The organism is Sporolactobacillus laevolacticus DSM 442 (assembly GCF_000497245.1).
GTDB classification, from domain to species: domain Bacteria; phylum Bacillota; class Bacilli; order Bacillales; family Sporolactobacillaceae; genus Sporolactobacillus; species Sporolactobacillus laevolacticus.
The window spans coordinates 31,243-46,124 of record NZ_AWTC01000018.1 but is presented as its reverse complement, the minus strand read 5'-3'; the positions used below and the strand labels follow the sequence as shown (position 1 = coordinate 46,124).

Annotated in this window: 17 protein-coding genes and 1 pseudogene; 12 read left to right on the top strand and 6 right to left on the bottom strand. The window is 39.4% G+C overall.

Annotated features, from left to right (window positions below; genetic code table 11):
- Nucleotides 1–118: 118 nt before the first annotated feature.
- The 3 genes from P343_RS33710 to P343_RS33700 all read right to left on the bottom strand — a co-directional run bounded on the left by P343_RS33710 (nucleotide 119) and on the right by P343_RS33700 (nucleotide 2,609).
- Nucleotides 119–829, bottom strand: a complete 711-nt coding sequence (locus P343_RS33710) for an ABC transporter ATP-binding protein (RefSeq protein WP_023511323.1) — start codon at nucleotides 827–829, stop codon at nucleotides 119–121.
- A gap of 4 nt (nucleotides 830–833) precedes the next feature.
- Nucleotides 834–1,907 carry an ABC transporter permease gene (locus P343_RS33705; RefSeq protein ID WP_023511322.1) on the bottom strand — a complete coding sequence of 358 codons (1,074 nt, stop codon included), beginning with the start codon at nucleotides 1,905–1,907 and terminating at the stop codon, nucleotides 834–836.
- 96 nt (nucleotides 1,908–2,003) lie between these two features.
- Entirely contained in the window at nucleotides 2,004–2,609 is a 606-nt protein-coding gene (locus P343_RS33700) for a TetR/AcrR family transcriptional regulator (protein WP_023511321.1), read from the bottom strand.
- 257 nt (nucleotides 2,610–2,866) lie between these two features.
- Between P343_RS33700 and P343_RS33695 the strand changes: the two genes are divergently transcribed.
- From P343_RS33695 to P343_RS33685, 3 genes are all read left to right on the top strand, one after another.
- On the top strand, nucleotides 2,867–3,442 hold the full coding sequence (locus P343_RS33695) for a TetR/AcrR family transcriptional regulator (protein ID WP_023511320.1): 576 nt from the start codon (nucleotides 2,867–2,869) through the stop codon (nucleotides 3,440–3,442).
- Between the two features lie 65 nt (nucleotides 3,443–3,507).
- Nucleotides 3,508–3,957 (top strand): DMT family transporter, encoded by a 450-nt coding sequence (locus tag P343_RS33690; protein ID WP_023511319.1) that lies wholly within the window; start codon nucleotides 3,508–3,510, stop codon nucleotides 3,955–3,957.
- 209 nt (nucleotides 3,958–4,166) lie between these two features.
- The gene (locus tag P343_RS33685; protein WP_023511318.1) at nucleotides 4,167–4,652 is read left to right on the top strand and encodes a DMT family transporter; all 486 of its coding nucleotides are present in this window, start codon (nucleotides 4,167–4,169) and stop codon (nucleotides 4,650–4,652) included.
- 145 nt (nucleotides 4,653–4,797) lie between these two features.
- On the opposite strand, the gene P343_RS33680 is transcribed toward P343_RS33685, so the two are convergent.
- From P343_RS33680 to P343_RS33670, 3 genes are all read right to left on the bottom strand, one after another.
- Complete coding sequence (locus P343_RS33680; RefSeq protein WP_023511317.1) at nucleotides 4,798–5,955, bottom strand: Ger(x)C family spore germination protein; 1,158 nt, start codon at nucleotides 5,953–5,955, stop codon at nucleotides 4,798–4,800.
- A 20-nt stretch (nucleotides 5,956–5,975) separates the two neighbouring features.
- Entirely contained in the window at nucleotides 5,976–7,496 is a 1,521-nt protein-coding gene (locus P343_RS33675) for a spore germination protein (RefSeq protein ID WP_023511316.1), read from the bottom strand.
- 68 nt (nucleotides 7,497–7,564) lie between these two features.
- A complete protein-coding gene (locus P343_RS33670; RefSeq protein ID WP_023511315.1) occupies nucleotides 7,565–8,665 on the bottom strand; it encodes a GerAB/ArcD/ProY family transporter in 1,101 nt (366 codons plus the stop codon).
- Between the two features lie 354 nt (nucleotides 8,666–9,019).
- Here P343_RS33670 and P343_RS33665 point away from each other — a divergent pair, with 354 nt between their 5' ends.
- The 9 genes and pseudogenes from P343_RS33665 (at nucleotide 9,020) to P343_RS33630 (ending at nucleotide 14,882) form a co-directional block, all read left to right on the top strand.
- Nucleotides 9,020–10,060 carry a dipeptidase gene (locus tag P343_RS33665; protein WP_023511314.1) on the top strand — a complete coding sequence of 347 codons (1,041 nt, stop codon included), beginning with the start codon at nucleotides 9,020–9,022 and terminating at the stop codon, nucleotides 10,058–10,060.
- 180 nt (nucleotides 10,061–10,240) lie between these two features.
- Entirely contained in the window at nucleotides 10,241–10,567 is a 327-nt protein-coding gene (locus P343_RS36490) for a hypothetical protein (protein WP_051384789.1), read from the top strand.
- Nucleotide 10,568: 1 nt separating this feature from the next.
- Nucleotides 10,569–10,904 (top strand): Type 1 glutamine amidotransferase-like domain-containing protein, encoded by a 336-nt coding sequence (locus tag P343_RS36485; RefSeq protein WP_051384788.1) that lies wholly within the window; start codon nucleotides 10,569–10,571, stop codon nucleotides 10,902–10,904.
- A 27-nt stretch (nucleotides 10,905–10,931) separates the two neighbouring features.
- Nucleotides 10,932–11,555 carry an HD domain-containing protein gene (locus P343_RS33655; protein ID WP_023511313.1) on the top strand — a complete coding sequence of 208 codons (624 nt, stop codon included), beginning with the start codon at nucleotides 10,932–10,934 and terminating at the stop codon, nucleotides 11,553–11,555.
- 118 nt (nucleotides 11,556–11,673) lie between these two features.
- Complete coding sequence (locus P343_RS33650; RefSeq protein ID WP_023511312.1) at nucleotides 11,674–12,183, top strand: GNAT family N-acetyltransferase; 510 nt, start codon at nucleotides 11,674–11,676, stop codon at nucleotides 12,181–12,183.
- Nucleotides 12,184–12,212: 29 nt separating this feature from the next.
- Nucleotides 12,213–12,650 (top strand): GNAT family N-acetyltransferase, encoded by a 438-nt coding sequence (locus P343_RS33645; RefSeq protein WP_023511311.1) that lies wholly within the window; start codon nucleotides 12,213–12,215, stop codon nucleotides 12,648–12,650.
- A 52-nt stretch (nucleotides 12,651–12,702) separates the two neighbouring features.
- Nucleotides 12,703–12,906 carry a hypothetical protein gene (locus tag P343_RS33640; protein ID WP_023511310.1) on the top strand — a complete coding sequence of 68 codons (204 nt, stop codon included), beginning with the start codon at nucleotides 12,703–12,705 and terminating at the stop codon, nucleotides 12,904–12,906.
- A gap of 86 nt (nucleotides 12,907–12,992) precedes the next feature.
- A complete protein-coding gene (locus tag P343_RS33635; protein ID WP_023511309.1) occupies nucleotides 12,993–13,802 on the top strand; it encodes a class I SAM-dependent methyltransferase in 810 nt (269 codons plus the stop codon).
- Between the two features lie 41 nt (nucleotides 13,803–13,843).
- A pseudogene (locus P343_RS33630) lies at nucleotides 13,844–14,882 on the top strand (S66 family peptidase).

Here is a 14,882-nt window from a genome sequence, read left to right as displayed (position 1 = left end):
TGGGAGGGTTTTGAATTATTTCAATACTGATTCCAATTTTAGGGTGTAGCTGTTAAAAGAGACGGGGAATTTTTGCCTTATTCTTAGTGTATAAGACGTAACGAAAAAAAGGTGGATTTTAATCAGAAGAGTTCAAGTGTGCGTATGCTTGGTCTCCGTCGGATATCTGACTTAACTGACCATCAATGATGACGAATACCTTATCACAATACTTTGTTAAACGGTTATCATGTGTCACCATAATAGCTGCCTTGTTTTTTTCTTTTACCTCCAGTGAAAGAATAGATATGACTTCAAATGCGCGATTAGAATCAAGGGATGCTGTGGGTTCATCGGCTAACAAAAGGCTGGGTTTGGTGTACAATGCTTTAGCGATCGCTACTCTTTGCTTTTCTCCTCCCGAAAGATCAGCGGGATATTTCTTTATTAAATCTTCAATACCCAATTGGTTGAAGAGTTTATCTTTCTCATTTGGGTTCATATTTCCTTTTTTAACTTTATCAAGCAGACGAAACTGATTATCGACCGTTAAATAAGGGATCAGATTAGAAGCTTGTAGAATAAAACCCACTTCGCTAAGACGGATCATCGATCTTTTTTTCTCGCTTAGTTCTGTTACATCCTGACCATTAATCAACACTGAACCTTCAGTTGGTTTCTGTAATCCACCTGCAATCGTCAGAAAAGTGCTTTTCCCGGATCCTGAAGGCCCAATGACTGCAATAAGTTCACCTGTTTCAGCAGTAAAATGGGTTGGTTTCAATGCGTTCACTTGAGTATGCCCGCTACCGTAAATCTTTGAGGCATTCTGAATCTTTAAGATGCTCATCTGATTAGCCCCCTATCGTTTTAACAGGATCAATTTTCACAATTGTTTGAACAGAGAACAAACTACCAAGCGTTGCTACAAAAATAAATATCATTCCGTAGACTGCGAGCACTGGAATGTTTAGTTGAATAGGTACAGCTGCGGGTAGGAATAATCCTGTGATTGTAGTCAATACAAATCCGACAAAAACACCAAAAAGTGCGAGCAGGAATGTTTGCGCAATAACTGATCGGATTAGAAATCCTGAAGAAATGCCCTGAGCCTTCATCACGCCAAATATACTAACTTTTTGAATGGTTAGTACATACAGAAAGATACCGATGGTCACTGAAACAATGACAAATAAAAAGTAAATCATGAAATCTAAGCTGATTTTTTGAGGTGTGTATCCTGGCATATTCTCAATAAACGATTCGATAGGTGTTAGTTTAAGTTTGGAAGCGACTTTTAAGTTAGCAAAGTTAGGATCACGTAGGACAACACCATTAATCAAGCCTTTTCTGCTGATATTTCCGTTACCATATTTTATATTTTGAACGGTTGATAGTGTTGTATAAAGTACCGGTGCTGCGTTAAACTTTGCTTTTTTAGTAAAGCCAACAATAATAAGTTTCTGATCTGAAGAAGAGATGTTTAATTTATCACCAATTTTTAATCCATCTGCTTTCAATGAATCATCCGCAACAACTTCATTGATTCGATTAAATGCGCGGCCTTCTGATACTTTTGGCATGAGAAATTGATCTTTTTGAATGCCTGTAATTGCCACGCTTTCCTTGATTTTGGTACCCCTTTTTCTTGCAACAAGAAGAACCTGAGCGATTTGAGCCTTATTTTTTGCTGAGATATTTTGGGCAGCTTGGATGGTCATACTGGATTGAGGCAAATTAATGTTGGATTCATCGGATAAAACAATTGCGTCTGCTCTCCATTGATCAACCGCTTCTCGGTTTAACTCGGCTAATCCATTGGCCAAACCTGATAAAAGAAAAACAAGATAAGACATTAAAGTTAGTACTCCAATAATGAGTAAAAAACGCAATTTGGCACTTTTCATTTCATTCCAGGCTAAAAACAAACCAATCCCTCCTCACTTGGACACATTTGATTTCGCTTATCAGATGATAAGTGAAATGAGATAAAAAAAGTACTTTGACAACTGCAAAATACATATTTATTTTAGCAGGCCATAAAGTAAAAAATCAATGGTTGCGTTCAGCCTGTCGGAAAGAGAGGATTCTTTTGCAGTTACTGAGTGTTTGGAGGTTAGCGGAACAATAGAAGAAAGGCAAAAGCGTGCGGCTGCATCAATGTCTAAATGTTCTCTGATTAGGCCATGTTTTGCCCATTCTGCAAATAATTCTTTAAAGGGAGATAAATAGGTCTGCTGCCAAAGTTCATAAAGGATGTATTGATTTTTTTTGTCGAGTTCATTTAAAATATCCTGGATCATCATCATTATATTTGTAGGATGTTTTTCAATTAATATAAGCAACATATTATTTAATATAACTTTTGGAGGGTCGTAAAGATTATGATCTTTTAGCCTTGAGAACTCTTGTCTAATATCAGCAGTAATATGATAGATAACTGCTAAGTAAATGCTTTCTTTGTCTCGAAAGTGATGGTACAACGCAGGTTGGGTTAACCCACATTCTTTTGCAATTTTACGGGTGGACACGGCATTATATCCATTTTTCATAAATAGTTGGTTGGCGATCTGAATGATTTTTTGTTGTGTGCGTTTATATTCTTCTGCTCTTGTCAACTTTTTCTCCATCTTTATTCTCCATTATGATTGTCATCATAAACGTCGTTACGTCTATTATTTATAACGATACAACGTCTACTATTTTAAAGATATCAGGAGATGAGCCCGATAAAAAGTTATAAACCTCATGTAGTTGTGAAAAAAGTCGTATCATAAGTAAGTGATGTTATTTTTTTCAGTTGATTTATTGACATGGAGCAGAAATAAACGTATATTATAAAGGAACGATCGTTCCGATAAATTTATGAAACTTTGGAGTGAGCGCTTTGACAAGAACACGTGTCTTCGATCGACAAAAGGTACTTGAGAAAGCGATGCTAGTGTTTTGGCGGAAAGGTGTCGATGGTGCAAGCATTGCCGATTTATTAAAAGAAATGAAAATTAGTCGCTCAAGTATGTATGAGACGTTCGGTAATAAGGATAATCTGCTCCTTGAAGCCATTCAGTGCTATATGGATGCCAGAAATTCAGAACGTGAAGTTCTTAACGACTCCAGAGATGTTCGATTGAGTATCATGCGCTATTTTCAAAATCATATTGATCGTGTCTTCAATGAGCAGGCACCGGATGGCTGCTTAATCACCAGTACGGCAGCTGCTATTGATCATCAAAGCAGTTTGATCCAGGATGTAGTGGAAACAAGCTTTAAGGATATTGAACGATCATTAATAAATCTCTTGGAAAAGGGAAAAGCAAGTGGTCAAATCGATTCAAAAATTGATTCGAAAAAGTGGGCATTTCTATTACTTAATTTACACCACAGCATTAATATAACTTCCAAAATCAATCACAATAAAGAAGATTTTATTGAGATGATGAAACACGTACTAGAGCTATTGTAAGCTAATTTTTTTTGAAACATATTGGAATGATCGTTCCAAATAATAATTTGAAGGAGTCTATAACTATGATTAGTTTATTGTTGATTGCCGGCTTTTTTTCTGGGATGACCATCCCTATTCAAACGTCTATTAATTCTCGGCTTGGCCTGCAGGTGAAATCTCCTTACATAGCATCTGCGATTTCGTTCTTGGTTGGGACGCTTGTCTTGCTCATCGTTTCCTTCCTTGCAGAACCGCATTTTGCATCGGATATTGGCCTTCTCTCTTCCATCCCTTGGTGGATTTTGATCGGTGGCGGATGTCTTGGCGTTTTCTATTTAACCTCTAATATTCTTTTGCTGCCGCGGCTTGGTTCAGCGTTAACGGTTGTTGTCACATTGCTTGGTCAAATGATCATGGCTATATCGATTGATCAGTTCGGGTGGTTTCACGTTCCCATTCATGAATTAAATGGTCCACGAATGATCGGTATCCTACTCATGTTCGTTGGCGTCTATGTCATAAAAAAATATTAATAAAATGCTATGTTAATGCTCAATGTTGATTGGAGCGGAAGTTGCGAGACTCCTGCGGGAGGGGTCCAGTTGAGCGCGAGCCGGGCGAGACCCCGCAGCGACGAAGTATTGAGCGAGGAGACTCGCGGATCGCCCGCGGAAAGCGAGCATATGGAGCGAAAATCAACAGGCAGGTTTAACAAAGCCTAATAAAAAGGGAGCTTATCTTTATGACAAATAAATCATCGTATTTAATCCTATACATGTTGCTTGGCCTGTTTGCAGGCATGCTGTCACCGATTCAAACATCGATTAATTCAGAACTGAGAAATGCCGTTCACTCGCCATTCATTGCTTCACTTGTTTCGTTCTTGGTAGGAACAATCGCTCTTATTCTTCTTGTTTTGATTATCGAACACCGCCGATTATTCGATAAGAACGTCTTAGGAAAAGGGAAAATAGTCATCTCAGGGAACCCTTGGTGGCTTTGGATCGGAGGAATACTGGGCGTCATTTTTGTTACATCCAATATATTTCTTTTGCCAATAATCGGAGCCGCTTTAACTGTTGTTTTAGCTTTATGTGGTCAGATGGTGATCGCGCTTATTATTGATCATTTTGGCTGGTTCGGGGTACCCAAACATCAGATAAACATACAACGTATTTTCGGAATCATACTGATGGTTGCAGGAATATTTTTGATTCAGCACTTTTAATATGATTATGATCTGAGAAAATGAAATTCTGAAGAAGCATAGATCTTTTGAGTTGTTTTTGAAGGCAAAAAGCTCTTTTAAAGAAAAGATAAACACCAATAGATACTTCGGATCCAAGAAATGGGCATTCGAAGTGTTTTTTTTGTTACTGAGCGATGCCTGAGTGAATAAGATGGAAGTTCGTTGTGACTTTAACATCAATAGTTGGGTAAACATCACTCCAGTTTTTTTCAACTTTTAAACACTCACTAGGGTATTTTCGATAAAAAGTGTTATAAAAATCAAAAACGTCACTTTTCACCTTCTGACTTTTTCTAACGCTTTTACGAATGGTTCCTGAGACGATTCTTCCGACAGCATGTTCTACACGTTCTGCGGTTTTTAGATTTGTCGTACTCCAGTGTGTTGTATTTTCAAAGATGACTTCATCTCCAGTAATATGAGCATGGATCGTCCATTGACCATTATGAATGATTGGCGTGATTTTTGCCTTTACATTCTGAATGTTGATGCCTACTTTGCCGGGATCCTTTTTGAATTTTAATGAAAAAACAGTTTGCCAAAACTTATGATTTAAAATTTGTTGTCCATAGGTCAGATTATTGCTCATCGTACCAACCATTTTTCCATGGGAGAAGAGTGCAGATTGTGTTATTTTTAGAATTTGATGCTCCCCTTTTTTGGTAGGGTTAAGTATAGCGACCATTGGAATAATGTAGGAGTGGGAAGGATTTGTTCTCATAACTATGGTATCTTTAAGAGTCATGGACAAGTTCCCATCCTTTTTTACATATTTGCTCAAAACTTCTCCTGAATTCTTCTCCATAAATGGTTCATACTGAAGAAGCTTTGGAGCAGATTCTTTTGTTACAAATAGATACGATCGTTCCCTGATTTCACGAAATCTTATGCAATAGTCAAGAATGTCATTCATATGCTTTGATGCCATCTTTTCCCCGATGATAATTGCTCGATCATGGCCTCGAAACAATTGGCGAGATATTCTTTTCTCAATGTTATTCACGGCCTCAGATATCGTATCTCCTGTACTAGTGAGCACGGCAAATTGGTTGATTTGAGAGGGGCTTTGGGAACTCATGGAAGGAGTCTGAGGCAAAAAAAGTTGAATGGTCACTTCAATTTTTCCTTCGTTATTCATGTCGATTCCTGTTGCGGTTACAATGGCGATATTATTAATCTCCTTAAGGTCAGCACATGCTTGAAGGCTGGATATAAGCATGAAAATCAAAAGTAAATTAGAGATTAATTTAATTCGTGATCCTAAATATAAATTCAGATTCATCTGTTCATCTCCATTTGATCCTATTTTCCAGATCTTTTTTTATTCCATAACGTACCTGTGAAATGTGGTCGAATGTTCATTTTCCAAAGGGGACCACGAATGAGTGTATCAATAGATCCTGCTTTCTTAAATGGAGCAAGCGGCTCTAGGTAAGGGACACCAAAAGAACGTAAAGAACACAGATGAATCAAAATGGCGATAACCGAAAAAATAATACCTAGAAGCCCAAACATACTCGTCAGAAGGATAATGGGAAAACGAAGCAACCGAACGGTGTTAGACGCGTCATAATGCGGAATCATGAATGACGCAATGGCTGTAATCGCAACCACAATCACCATGAGCGGAGAGACCAGACTGGCTTGAATAGCTGCTTGACCAATGACTAACGCACCAACAATACTAATGGCCGGACCAACTTGTCTTGGTAATCGAAGCCCCGCCTCTCGCAGTGCTTCAAAGGTGACTTCCATTAATATGGCTTCAACAACTGTAGGGAACGGAACCTGCTCATGCGACTGTGCGATGGATATCAATAAGGTTGTCGGAATCATTTCTTGGTGAAAAGTAGTGACTGCAACGTATAGAGAAGGTCCCAAAAGAGCAATAAACAAAAACGATATTCTTAATAAACGGATCGCAGTACCAATAATAAACCCTGAATAGTAGTCTTCCGGTGAACTGAAAAACATAAAGAAAGTGGACGGTAAAATAAGCGCAAACGGGCTCCCATCAATTAGAATACCAGCACGTCCTTCAATGAGGGCACCGCAAAAAGAATCCGGACGCTCGGTTGAGAATATTGTTGGAAAAGGACTCCATTGGGCATCTTGTATCTGTTCTTGAATCATTCCACTTTCAAAAATGCCATCCATTGCTATTTTTTTTATACGATGGACAATCTCCTCTACAAGACTTGGATCACATAGCCCATCAATGTAACTGATGACAACCGGCGTACGAGAGTATTTTCCAACGATGATTTGCTCAATCTTCAAGCGTGGCGTCCGGATTCTCTTTCTGATCAAAGAGGTATTGGTTTCTAAGGACTCCACAAAACCTTCTTTTGGCCCGCGGATCACGGTCTCTGTTGACGAATCTTCAACTTGGCGTGTTGCCCATTTCGAAAGTCCAAGCGACAAAGCCAGCGGCAGATGATCAATAAACAGAACAGGATGACCATTGGAAATCTCATGATAGATTCTATCAAAATGATTAACCTCTATGATTTCAGGAACTGTTAATGCGTTTTTAATCGACTCAAGATCATTTTCTTGATCATTTAAAAGATGAAGGGATTTCAGCACATGTTCATCGATCTGCACAACATCCACGGTGCCGGAAAGATAAATAAGAAGAGCCTGAGTGCGCATGTTTTTTCCAAAAGTAAATGATTTAATGACAATATCCGAGCTTTTTGAATAAGCTTGACGAAGGATGTGTTCACTATCAGCCAATCGATCGCTTACTTTTTTGTGATCATTATAAATTTTATCTTTAGAATGATTTTTTTCTTTTTTCTTTCGTAGCCAATTCATCATGGTGTACGCATCCTTATATCATTTTTAAATGAATGAATCGAAAGGTGTTGCTGTATTTGCTTCCGGTTTCACAGCTGCTGCTTTCCCATTTTCACTTTCAAAAGTGCAATGAAAAAGAGAGTAATTGGAATAAATACATTTCCTATTTGACAAGCAATGATGAGTAATGGGAAGCCGATTACAAGCAGAGATTGCGTACTATTGAAGAGCGATAAGCTAAGAAAAAAGATCATCATAATGATGGGAATAATGAGATAGCGGTAATTAGAGATATGGAATAATTGGCTGGAACTCTGAATGATAACGAAACATAAGAAGGCTAGCTTAATGAACACGCCTAGAACCCAAACACTCATGAAGAAAGCGGAGACGCGTTCAATAAAAGTACCGATCTGAATATATCTTTCAACGAGATGTGTCGGATAAAGCGTTTGACCCGTGTAATTGCCAAGGACGCAGATATCAATAACAAAAAAGACAAGCAGACTAAGGGTCGTTAAGAAAACGGAGAGAAACCCATGCTTCAGTATTTTTTTAGGCGGACCAGTGAGCGAGGTAAGACAGAATGATATCCAGAAAAACTCACTGAACCAAGCTGCTACTAGAATTGCTCCTTTAATCGGAGGCATCACTCCTTTTTCAAGAACAGGAAGCATGTTACTTAAGGAAACTTCTGGAGTAATCAGGAGACTTACACTTAAATAAAAGAGCAACATAAAAGGAAGAATAATCTGGGCGCTTCGTCCAATGACTTCAATTCCTTTCTTACTTGCGTAAGCACAGACAAGCATCATAAATCCAATGATAACGAAAGGTGAAGTAAACTGATAAAATCCGACAGAAAGATAAATCTGATACTCCTTAATCGTATATACTGCTTGGAAAATAAGGAGAGCGATCATTATTAATAATATGAGGCGCCCGAAAAATTTTCCGAGTAATTGAGTGGTGATCTCAGTGATGTTTTTCCTTGGAAAGGTTTTGTAAAAAAAAACGTTAATAAGGATGATGACATATCCAGCGATTGATCCGATAAATAGAGAAAGCCACATATTTTGCTGTGCATAGTAGTAAAGCGGAGCAGGCAAAGTCAGAATACCGGTTGAAATAATGCCAATATATAAAAGTAAATGCATTTGAAAAGTTGAAACGACTTCTTTTTTTGGCATCAAGTTTCGATAACTCCTGTCGCATTGAATCGAAGTGTGTCTAGTTCATGTTTGACAAGTCAAATGAAAGATATACTTACGTCAGGGAAATTGACACGCGAGGCTCCTGTAGAATAACGAGCGCATGAGGCGAAAATCAACAGACAAGTTTAACAAAGCAAAAATAATAGATCATGATTTAAATTGATTACGAACATCTAGAAGCATAGTAATAAAACGTCCGCCGTGATAAGAGTAGGGTGCTATAATGAAGCAAAGTTCATTTATCCTCAAAGCTTGGGCATGAATTTTATTAGTCACGCAACGATGAGAAAAATACATAGTATGTTGGAATTTTGTGGGGAGGAACTAATTATGGCTGAAACTTTGCGGGAACATGCGAAACGGCTGCATCAGCAATTTATCGCGGTAGATGCTCATTTTGATCTGTTAATGGAGGTAGACCTCAAAAGAAAGTATGGCTATCGAAAAGTGATTGAAACAGAATTTTTGCCGGGGCTTCGCGAAGGCGGAGTTGGTGCATTGGTCTGCTCTCTGTTCATTTCGAGTGAGTATTTGCCTGAAATGGGATTGAAAATGGCACTTGATCAAGTCAGCGCGCTCTACTCGGAAATCGAAGAGTCACCGGATAAAATCCAGCTGTGTACAACGTATGACGAGATTCTGGATGCGAGGGCCCATCAAAAGCTTGCGATCCTTTTGTCGCTTGAAGGTGTTGACCCGCTGACCAACGACTTAGGGCTTTTACAGATTTTTTATAAACTGGGTGTCCGCTTTGTCGGTCTGACCTGGAGCAGGCGCAACTTTGCTGCGGACGGCAGCCATTTTTCATCGGTGGATGAAGGGCGCAAGGGCGGTCTGACTGCATTCGGTGTCGACCTCGTCAAATTAGCGGAAAAAATGAATATGATCATTGATGTCAGCCATTTGAATGATGAAGGGTTTCTCGATGTGATGGAGCGAACGAATGGACCAGTGATTGCTTCTCACTCCAATGTTCGGAATATTGCCTCGTCCATGCGCAATCTCACAGATGATCAGATCCGCGCACTTGCGGCAAGCGGTGGTGTGATTGGAATGAACGGCTTCAGCATGTTCGTCTCGGATACTTATGAAGAAGGCGATGTTGCCCATTTGCTTGATCATCTGGATTACATTGTTCAACTGGTGGGTGCCCGGCATGTTGGCGTTGGGCTGGACATTTGCCAATCATTGACCGGTATCGATCTCAAGCCGGCTTGGCAGACCGGACCATCCAGCTATGACGTGATTGCGAGTCACAAGGATCTCCTTCTTTTCACAGAGGGTCTGATCAGCCGCGGATATAGCGATGAAGAGATCGGCTTAATCCTGGGCGGAAACTTCCTGAATCTGTACAAAAAGGTGTTAAAGTAATGCGATGTCAGATCAGACAATTTTAGTTCCATTGGACCGCCGTAAGTGAGAATACGCTTCGCCTTGTGTTCAACAAACAAATCGATTGCTTTGAATTGATCCTGCAATATCTTAGTGATCACAGGGATGATGCATTAATATAAATCAATTCGTTTCACTTCTTTCAAGGAGCGCATGCACATGATCAATATTTTAGGTAACCAATACCAAATCGATGAAAAATGGTGCTTTTCAGCTCTAAAAAAATATATTTTACCCAGCCATAAAGTGGTTATCATACCTTTATCTTTCTATGACCAATTCATTTATTCTACTGAAACATGGCGAGCAGCCTATGGAAAAATAGACGGCCAGTACTATTCAGCAATCATCAATCCTCTTTTATCCTATGGGATCAACGAAGCGTCCATCCATTGGGTCAATTACTTTGAAGATACAAAGGCGGAAGCCAAAAGGAAAATACTAAGAAGCGGATATTCTCTATTTTACAGGCGGACTGCCGGATAAAATGATGGACCGACTTATTAAATTTAATTTGATAGAAGTGATCCTAGAGCACAGCGGTATCGTTATCGGATTCAGCGCCGGAGCAATGATCCAGATGGGAACGTATCACATCACGCCGGATGAAGACTATGAATCATTTGGTTTTTATCGGGGTCTTGGATTAATCGATACAATCGACATTGAGGTTCATTTTGAGCATACGCGGTTACAGCTGGACTGTATCCACAAAGCAATTGAAGAATCGGGTTTACCGGTATATGCGATGGAAGAGAATGGAGTGCTCATTGTTGATCATGGAAAAGTGACAACACTGGGTAAGGTTCATTATTACGGTTGAATGTCCATACAAAAAGGATGAAATTTTATGCTGAAATTATTTGATTATATCAACATTCCACGGTTAACGAATGACTTTAAAACAGACATAAAAAAAATGTACGTACAAAATAACAAACAGAATGTGTTCGAACATGTCGAGAATGTTGCTGCCATGAATGTAGAGATCGCAAACATGTTCGGCCTAGACATCAATCTCTGTGAAGTTTCAGCATATTGTCATGACATTGCGGCTATTATCAGACCCATCGATATGTTAAATTACGTTAAAGATCAGAACTTGTATTTGGATGCATCTGAAGAACAGCATCCATTCTTGTTGCACCAGCGTTTTTCTGCAATGATTACTAAGGAAATCTTTAAGATTAATGATGAAAAAATTTTGTCTGCGATCATGCATCATACAACATTAAAAGCAAATCCCTCTCGATATGATATGGCTTTGTTTGTCGCTGATAAATTAGCATGGGATCAAGGTGGGACACCACCTTTTTATCAGATTGTAAAAAACAGCCTTAATGAATCACTCGATCTTGCATCACTAGCTTATATAGATTTTATCTTCACAAATAATATGATTTTGTCTCCTCACAAGTGGCTGTCTGATGCTTATCAGTGGCTTAAGGAATATGTGCTCCATAATAAGTCTTAACTAAAAGAGCGACTGATCTAAAGCATACACTTTTGGTCGAAGTAATTAATCAAATAGTTAACGGAGAGATTAAATCTTCGGGAAATAGCAACCTCTCAATTAGATAAGGAGGGATCGTGTGCTAAAAATTATCAGAGCAACACTAAACAACGTTAATGATATCGGTTTTGTTCATGCGATGTCGTGGAAAAAGGCGTATCAAGGGATTGTTCCACAGCCATATCTTGATCAATTGACACCTGAGTCGCGTGCAGCTTTTTTCAAAAAGGTAATCTCAATGAGCAAGCACGAATTTTATCTAGCCTATTTGAGTGAACTGCCAATAGGAATGATGTCGATCGGAAAGTCACGGGATGATGACCTGGATGATCACGCGGGAGAGGTCAGCGCCATATATCTTATGTCCGATTACTGGGGCAAGGGTTATGGCCGACAGATGATGGACTTTGCGGTCAACCGTTTAAAGAGTCAATCTTATCAAGCAGTTACCTTGTGGGTGTTTGAAGATAATTCCAGAGCCAGAACTTTTTATGAGAAATTCGGTTATGTGTTTGACGGTAAAAAAGAAGAAGTAGACATTGGCGGAAAGCTATTGACTGAACTGAGATATGCATTCAAAATCAATTGAAAATAGCATGGCGATGATGGGGGAATCAGATGGAATTCTATGAAGTGACCATGAAGCATTTAAATGAGATGGCGGCTCTTTACGCCGATGCCTTTAATGCGCCCCCCTGGAATGACAAATGGACGGTTAAGACTGCAAAGAAACGTCTCCATCAAATGATTCATTGCAAAGGTGCTTTTGGTCTGGTTGTCTATCAAAATGAACGGCTGTCCGGCTTGATTATCGGGGGAGAAGAACAGTTTTATGATGGTGTGATGTTTACCATTAAGGAGTTTTGTGTTGATCGAAAGCCTCGCGGTCAGGGAATTGGGACAAGCTTGTTCACTGAATTTGAGAAGCGTTTGAAGGAAAAAGGAATTCGGGAAATGATCTTGTTTACATCAAGAGGCGACAGTACTGAAGGAATCTATCATCATAGAGGGTTTCATTCTATAGACAACATGGTCATGATGGGGAAAGAATTGTAAGTTAATTGAGTTAGCAAGTATCCAGAGTGAAAATATGAAGGAGGCATGCTCTATGGTAACTCCAAATGAAAAATGGTTATCCATACCAAAGACAGTCAGGGCGCAGCTGCGACGTAATGTTTGGTGCGCCCATTGTGGTGGTGGTGTTGAGATTGTTAGTTATGTCATTAAGGAAGATCGCGCTGGCATTCTGCTAGAAGGAAAATGTGCAACCTGCGGCAATGACGTTGCAAGAGTAATCGAAACGGATGAATAAACGTCATTCATTTGAGATAATGTTTCAAAAGATTAACGATCCAAAGAAACCATAGGATTTGTTTTAAAAGAATAGAGGTGGAAATGATGAGCGAAATCATTGACTACTATAACCAGTTTGATGAATGGGGAAGGCTTGATCGTGAACCGATTGAGTTTCAAGTGAATTGGCATTACATAAAAAAGTATATGCTAAAAACCGGCCGTGTGTTTGATAATGGTGCAGGGCCAGGAAAGTATTCTATGAAACTTGCTGAAGAAGGCTATAGAGTTACTCTTGCTGACTTAACGCCAAAATTTGTTGCGTTTGCAAAAAGTAAGGCTAAGGAACTTGATTTAGAACAACAATTTGATGGATTTTTCGCCGCTGATGCTAGAGATCTGAACATGATTAAGGATGAACAATTCGATGCCTCATTAATGCTTGGTCCAATGTATCATTTGCAGAACGAAAAAGATCGCATTAAAGCAGCTCATGAGTTATATAGAGTGACCAAAAAGAATGGACTTGTTTTTGTAGCCTTTATGCCGAGAATAAGACATATACTTAATTCGCTGTTGTCTCCCGAGAATTGGAAACCGAATAATCACATGGAAGCCATACTTCAATTCTCTCAGTCCGGATGTTTTAATCATGCTGAAAAGGGTCGTTTTACCGGTGCCTACTATTTTAATATAGAGGATATCAACCCATTTATGGAAGCACATGGGTTTGAAAGCTTGAAACTCATCGGATCAAATGCTGGAACTATTTTAAGTAATGATAATTGGGATTACTGGGAAAAGAAAGGCGAACAAGAGGTAAAAAAAATTATTAACTTAATTAAAGAGAAGGCAGAAGATCCGTATATTCTCGGAATATCCAGCCATTTACTTTATATAGGCAGAAAAAAATGATCTAGACAGTAATTTGAATTGGTGAGAAAGAGTGATAAACGATGCTGAATCTGATTAAACCACCGAAACTCAATCCTGGTGACACAGTTGCGACAGTCAGTCTGGGGAGGCGCAGGTGACGAGGAAATCCTCTGGCGTTATCAGCAGGGAAAGGAACGGCTTGAAAAGGTCTTTGGTCTGAACGTTGTTGAGATGCCGCACACGCTGAAGGGGACGGACTATGTTTATCGCCATCCAGAAAAAAGAGCGGAAGATTTGATGCAGGCCTTTTCAGATCCGTCGATTAAAGGAATTATTTCCTGCATTGGCGGTAGCGACAGCATTCGCCTGCTCCCTTATATTGATTTTGATGTGATCCGCAACAATCCTAAAATCGTTACCGGTTATTCAGATAGTACGGTGACGCACTTTTTCTGCCTGAAAGCAGGTATTTCCAGCTTTTATGGATTGTCGCTACTTAATGATTTTGCCGAAAACATTAAAATGTCCGAGTACACAGTGGAATGGACGAACAAAGTGCTCTTCAGCAGTGCACCAATTGGCGATATTCCAGTAGCTAAGGAATATACCGGGCAAACGTTGAAATGGGTCATTGAAAACAAAAATGTGGCGAGAACGTTTGAAAAGAACACTGATTACGAACTGTTGCAAGGTAAAAAAACGGTAACCGGTAGATTAATTGGCGGCTGTTTAGAAGTCATTGATGTGATAAAGGGAACCTCTCTTTTCCCCGACATCAGCTGTTTTGATGACGCCATCTTATTCTTGGAAACATCCGAAGTCATGCCTCCGATTTGGATGATTGAAGACAGCTTAAGAAGTTATGGCATGATGGGAATTTTTAATAGGATCAATGGAATGATATTCGGAAAGCCTTATAGAAACCAATTCTATGAAGAATATAAAACGGTCATTCAGGAAGTTCTAGATGAGTTTGGGAGACAGGATATGCCTGTCCTCTATAATACCAGCTTTGGACACAATGAACCCAAATGTGTGCTTCCGTATGGTGCGATGGCAGAAATACGCTGTGAGAAACCAGGTTTTTCAATTCTGGTATCAGGCGTTACTGAATCATGA

What these genes read in the sequence shown, in the direction of transcription:
- P343_RS33710 (WP_023511323.1), bottom strand. Translation starts at nt 829, where the DNA reads ATGAGCATCTTAAAGATTCAGAATGCCTCAAAGATTTACGGTAGCGGG.
- P343_RS33700 (WP_023511321.1), bottom strand. Translation starts at nt 2,609, where the DNA reads ATGGAGAAAAAGTTGACAAGAGCAGAAGAATATAAACGCACACAACAA.
- P343_RS36490 (WP_051384789.1), top strand. Translation starts at nt 10,241, where the DNA reads ATGATCAATATTTTAGGTAACCAATACCAAATCGATGAAAAATGGTGC.
- P343_RS36485 (WP_051384788.1), top strand. Translation starts at nt 10,569, where the DNA reads ATGATGGACCGACTTATTAAATTTAATTTGATAGAAGTGATCCTAGAG.
- P343_RS33670 (WP_023511315.1), bottom strand. Translation starts at nt 8,665, where the DNA reads ATGCCAAAAAAAGAAGTCGTTTCAACTTTTCAAATGCATTTACTTTTA.
- P343_RS33640 (WP_023511310.1), top strand. Translation starts at nt 12,703, where the DNA reads ATGGTAACTCCAAATGAAAAATGGTTATCCATACCAAAGACAGTCAGG.
- P343_RS33690 (WP_023511319.1), top strand. Translation starts at nt 3,508, where the DNA reads ATGATTAGTTTATTGTTGATTGCCGGCTTTTTTTCTGGGATGACCATC.
- P343_RS33685 (WP_023511318.1), top strand. Translation starts at nt 4,167, where the DNA reads ATGACAAATAAATCATCGTATTTAATCCTATACATGTTGCTTGGCCTG.
- P343_RS33675 (WP_023511316.1), bottom strand. Translation starts at nt 7,496, where the DNA reads ATGATGAATTGGCTACGAAAGAAAAAAGAAAAAAATCATTCTAAAGAT.
- P343_RS33680 (WP_023511317.1), bottom strand. Translation starts at nt 5,955, where the DNA reads ATGAATCTGAATTTATATTTAGGATCACGAATTAAATTAATCTCTAAT.
- P343_RS33665 (WP_023511314.1), top strand. Translation starts at nt 9,020, where the DNA reads ATGGCTGAAACTTTGCGGGAACATGCGAAACGGCTGCATCAGCAATTT.
- P343_RS33635 (WP_023511309.1), top strand. Translation starts at nt 12,993, where the DNA reads ATGAGCGAAATCATTGACTACTATAACCAGTTTGATGAATGGGGAAGG.
- P343_RS33655 (WP_023511313.1), top strand. Translation starts at nt 10,932, where the DNA reads ATGCTGAAATTATTTGATTATATCAACATTCCACGGTTAACGAATGAC.
- P343_RS33645 (WP_023511311.1), top strand. Translation starts at nt 12,213, where the DNA reads ATGGAATTCTATGAAGTGACCATGAAGCATTTAAATGAGATGGCGGCT.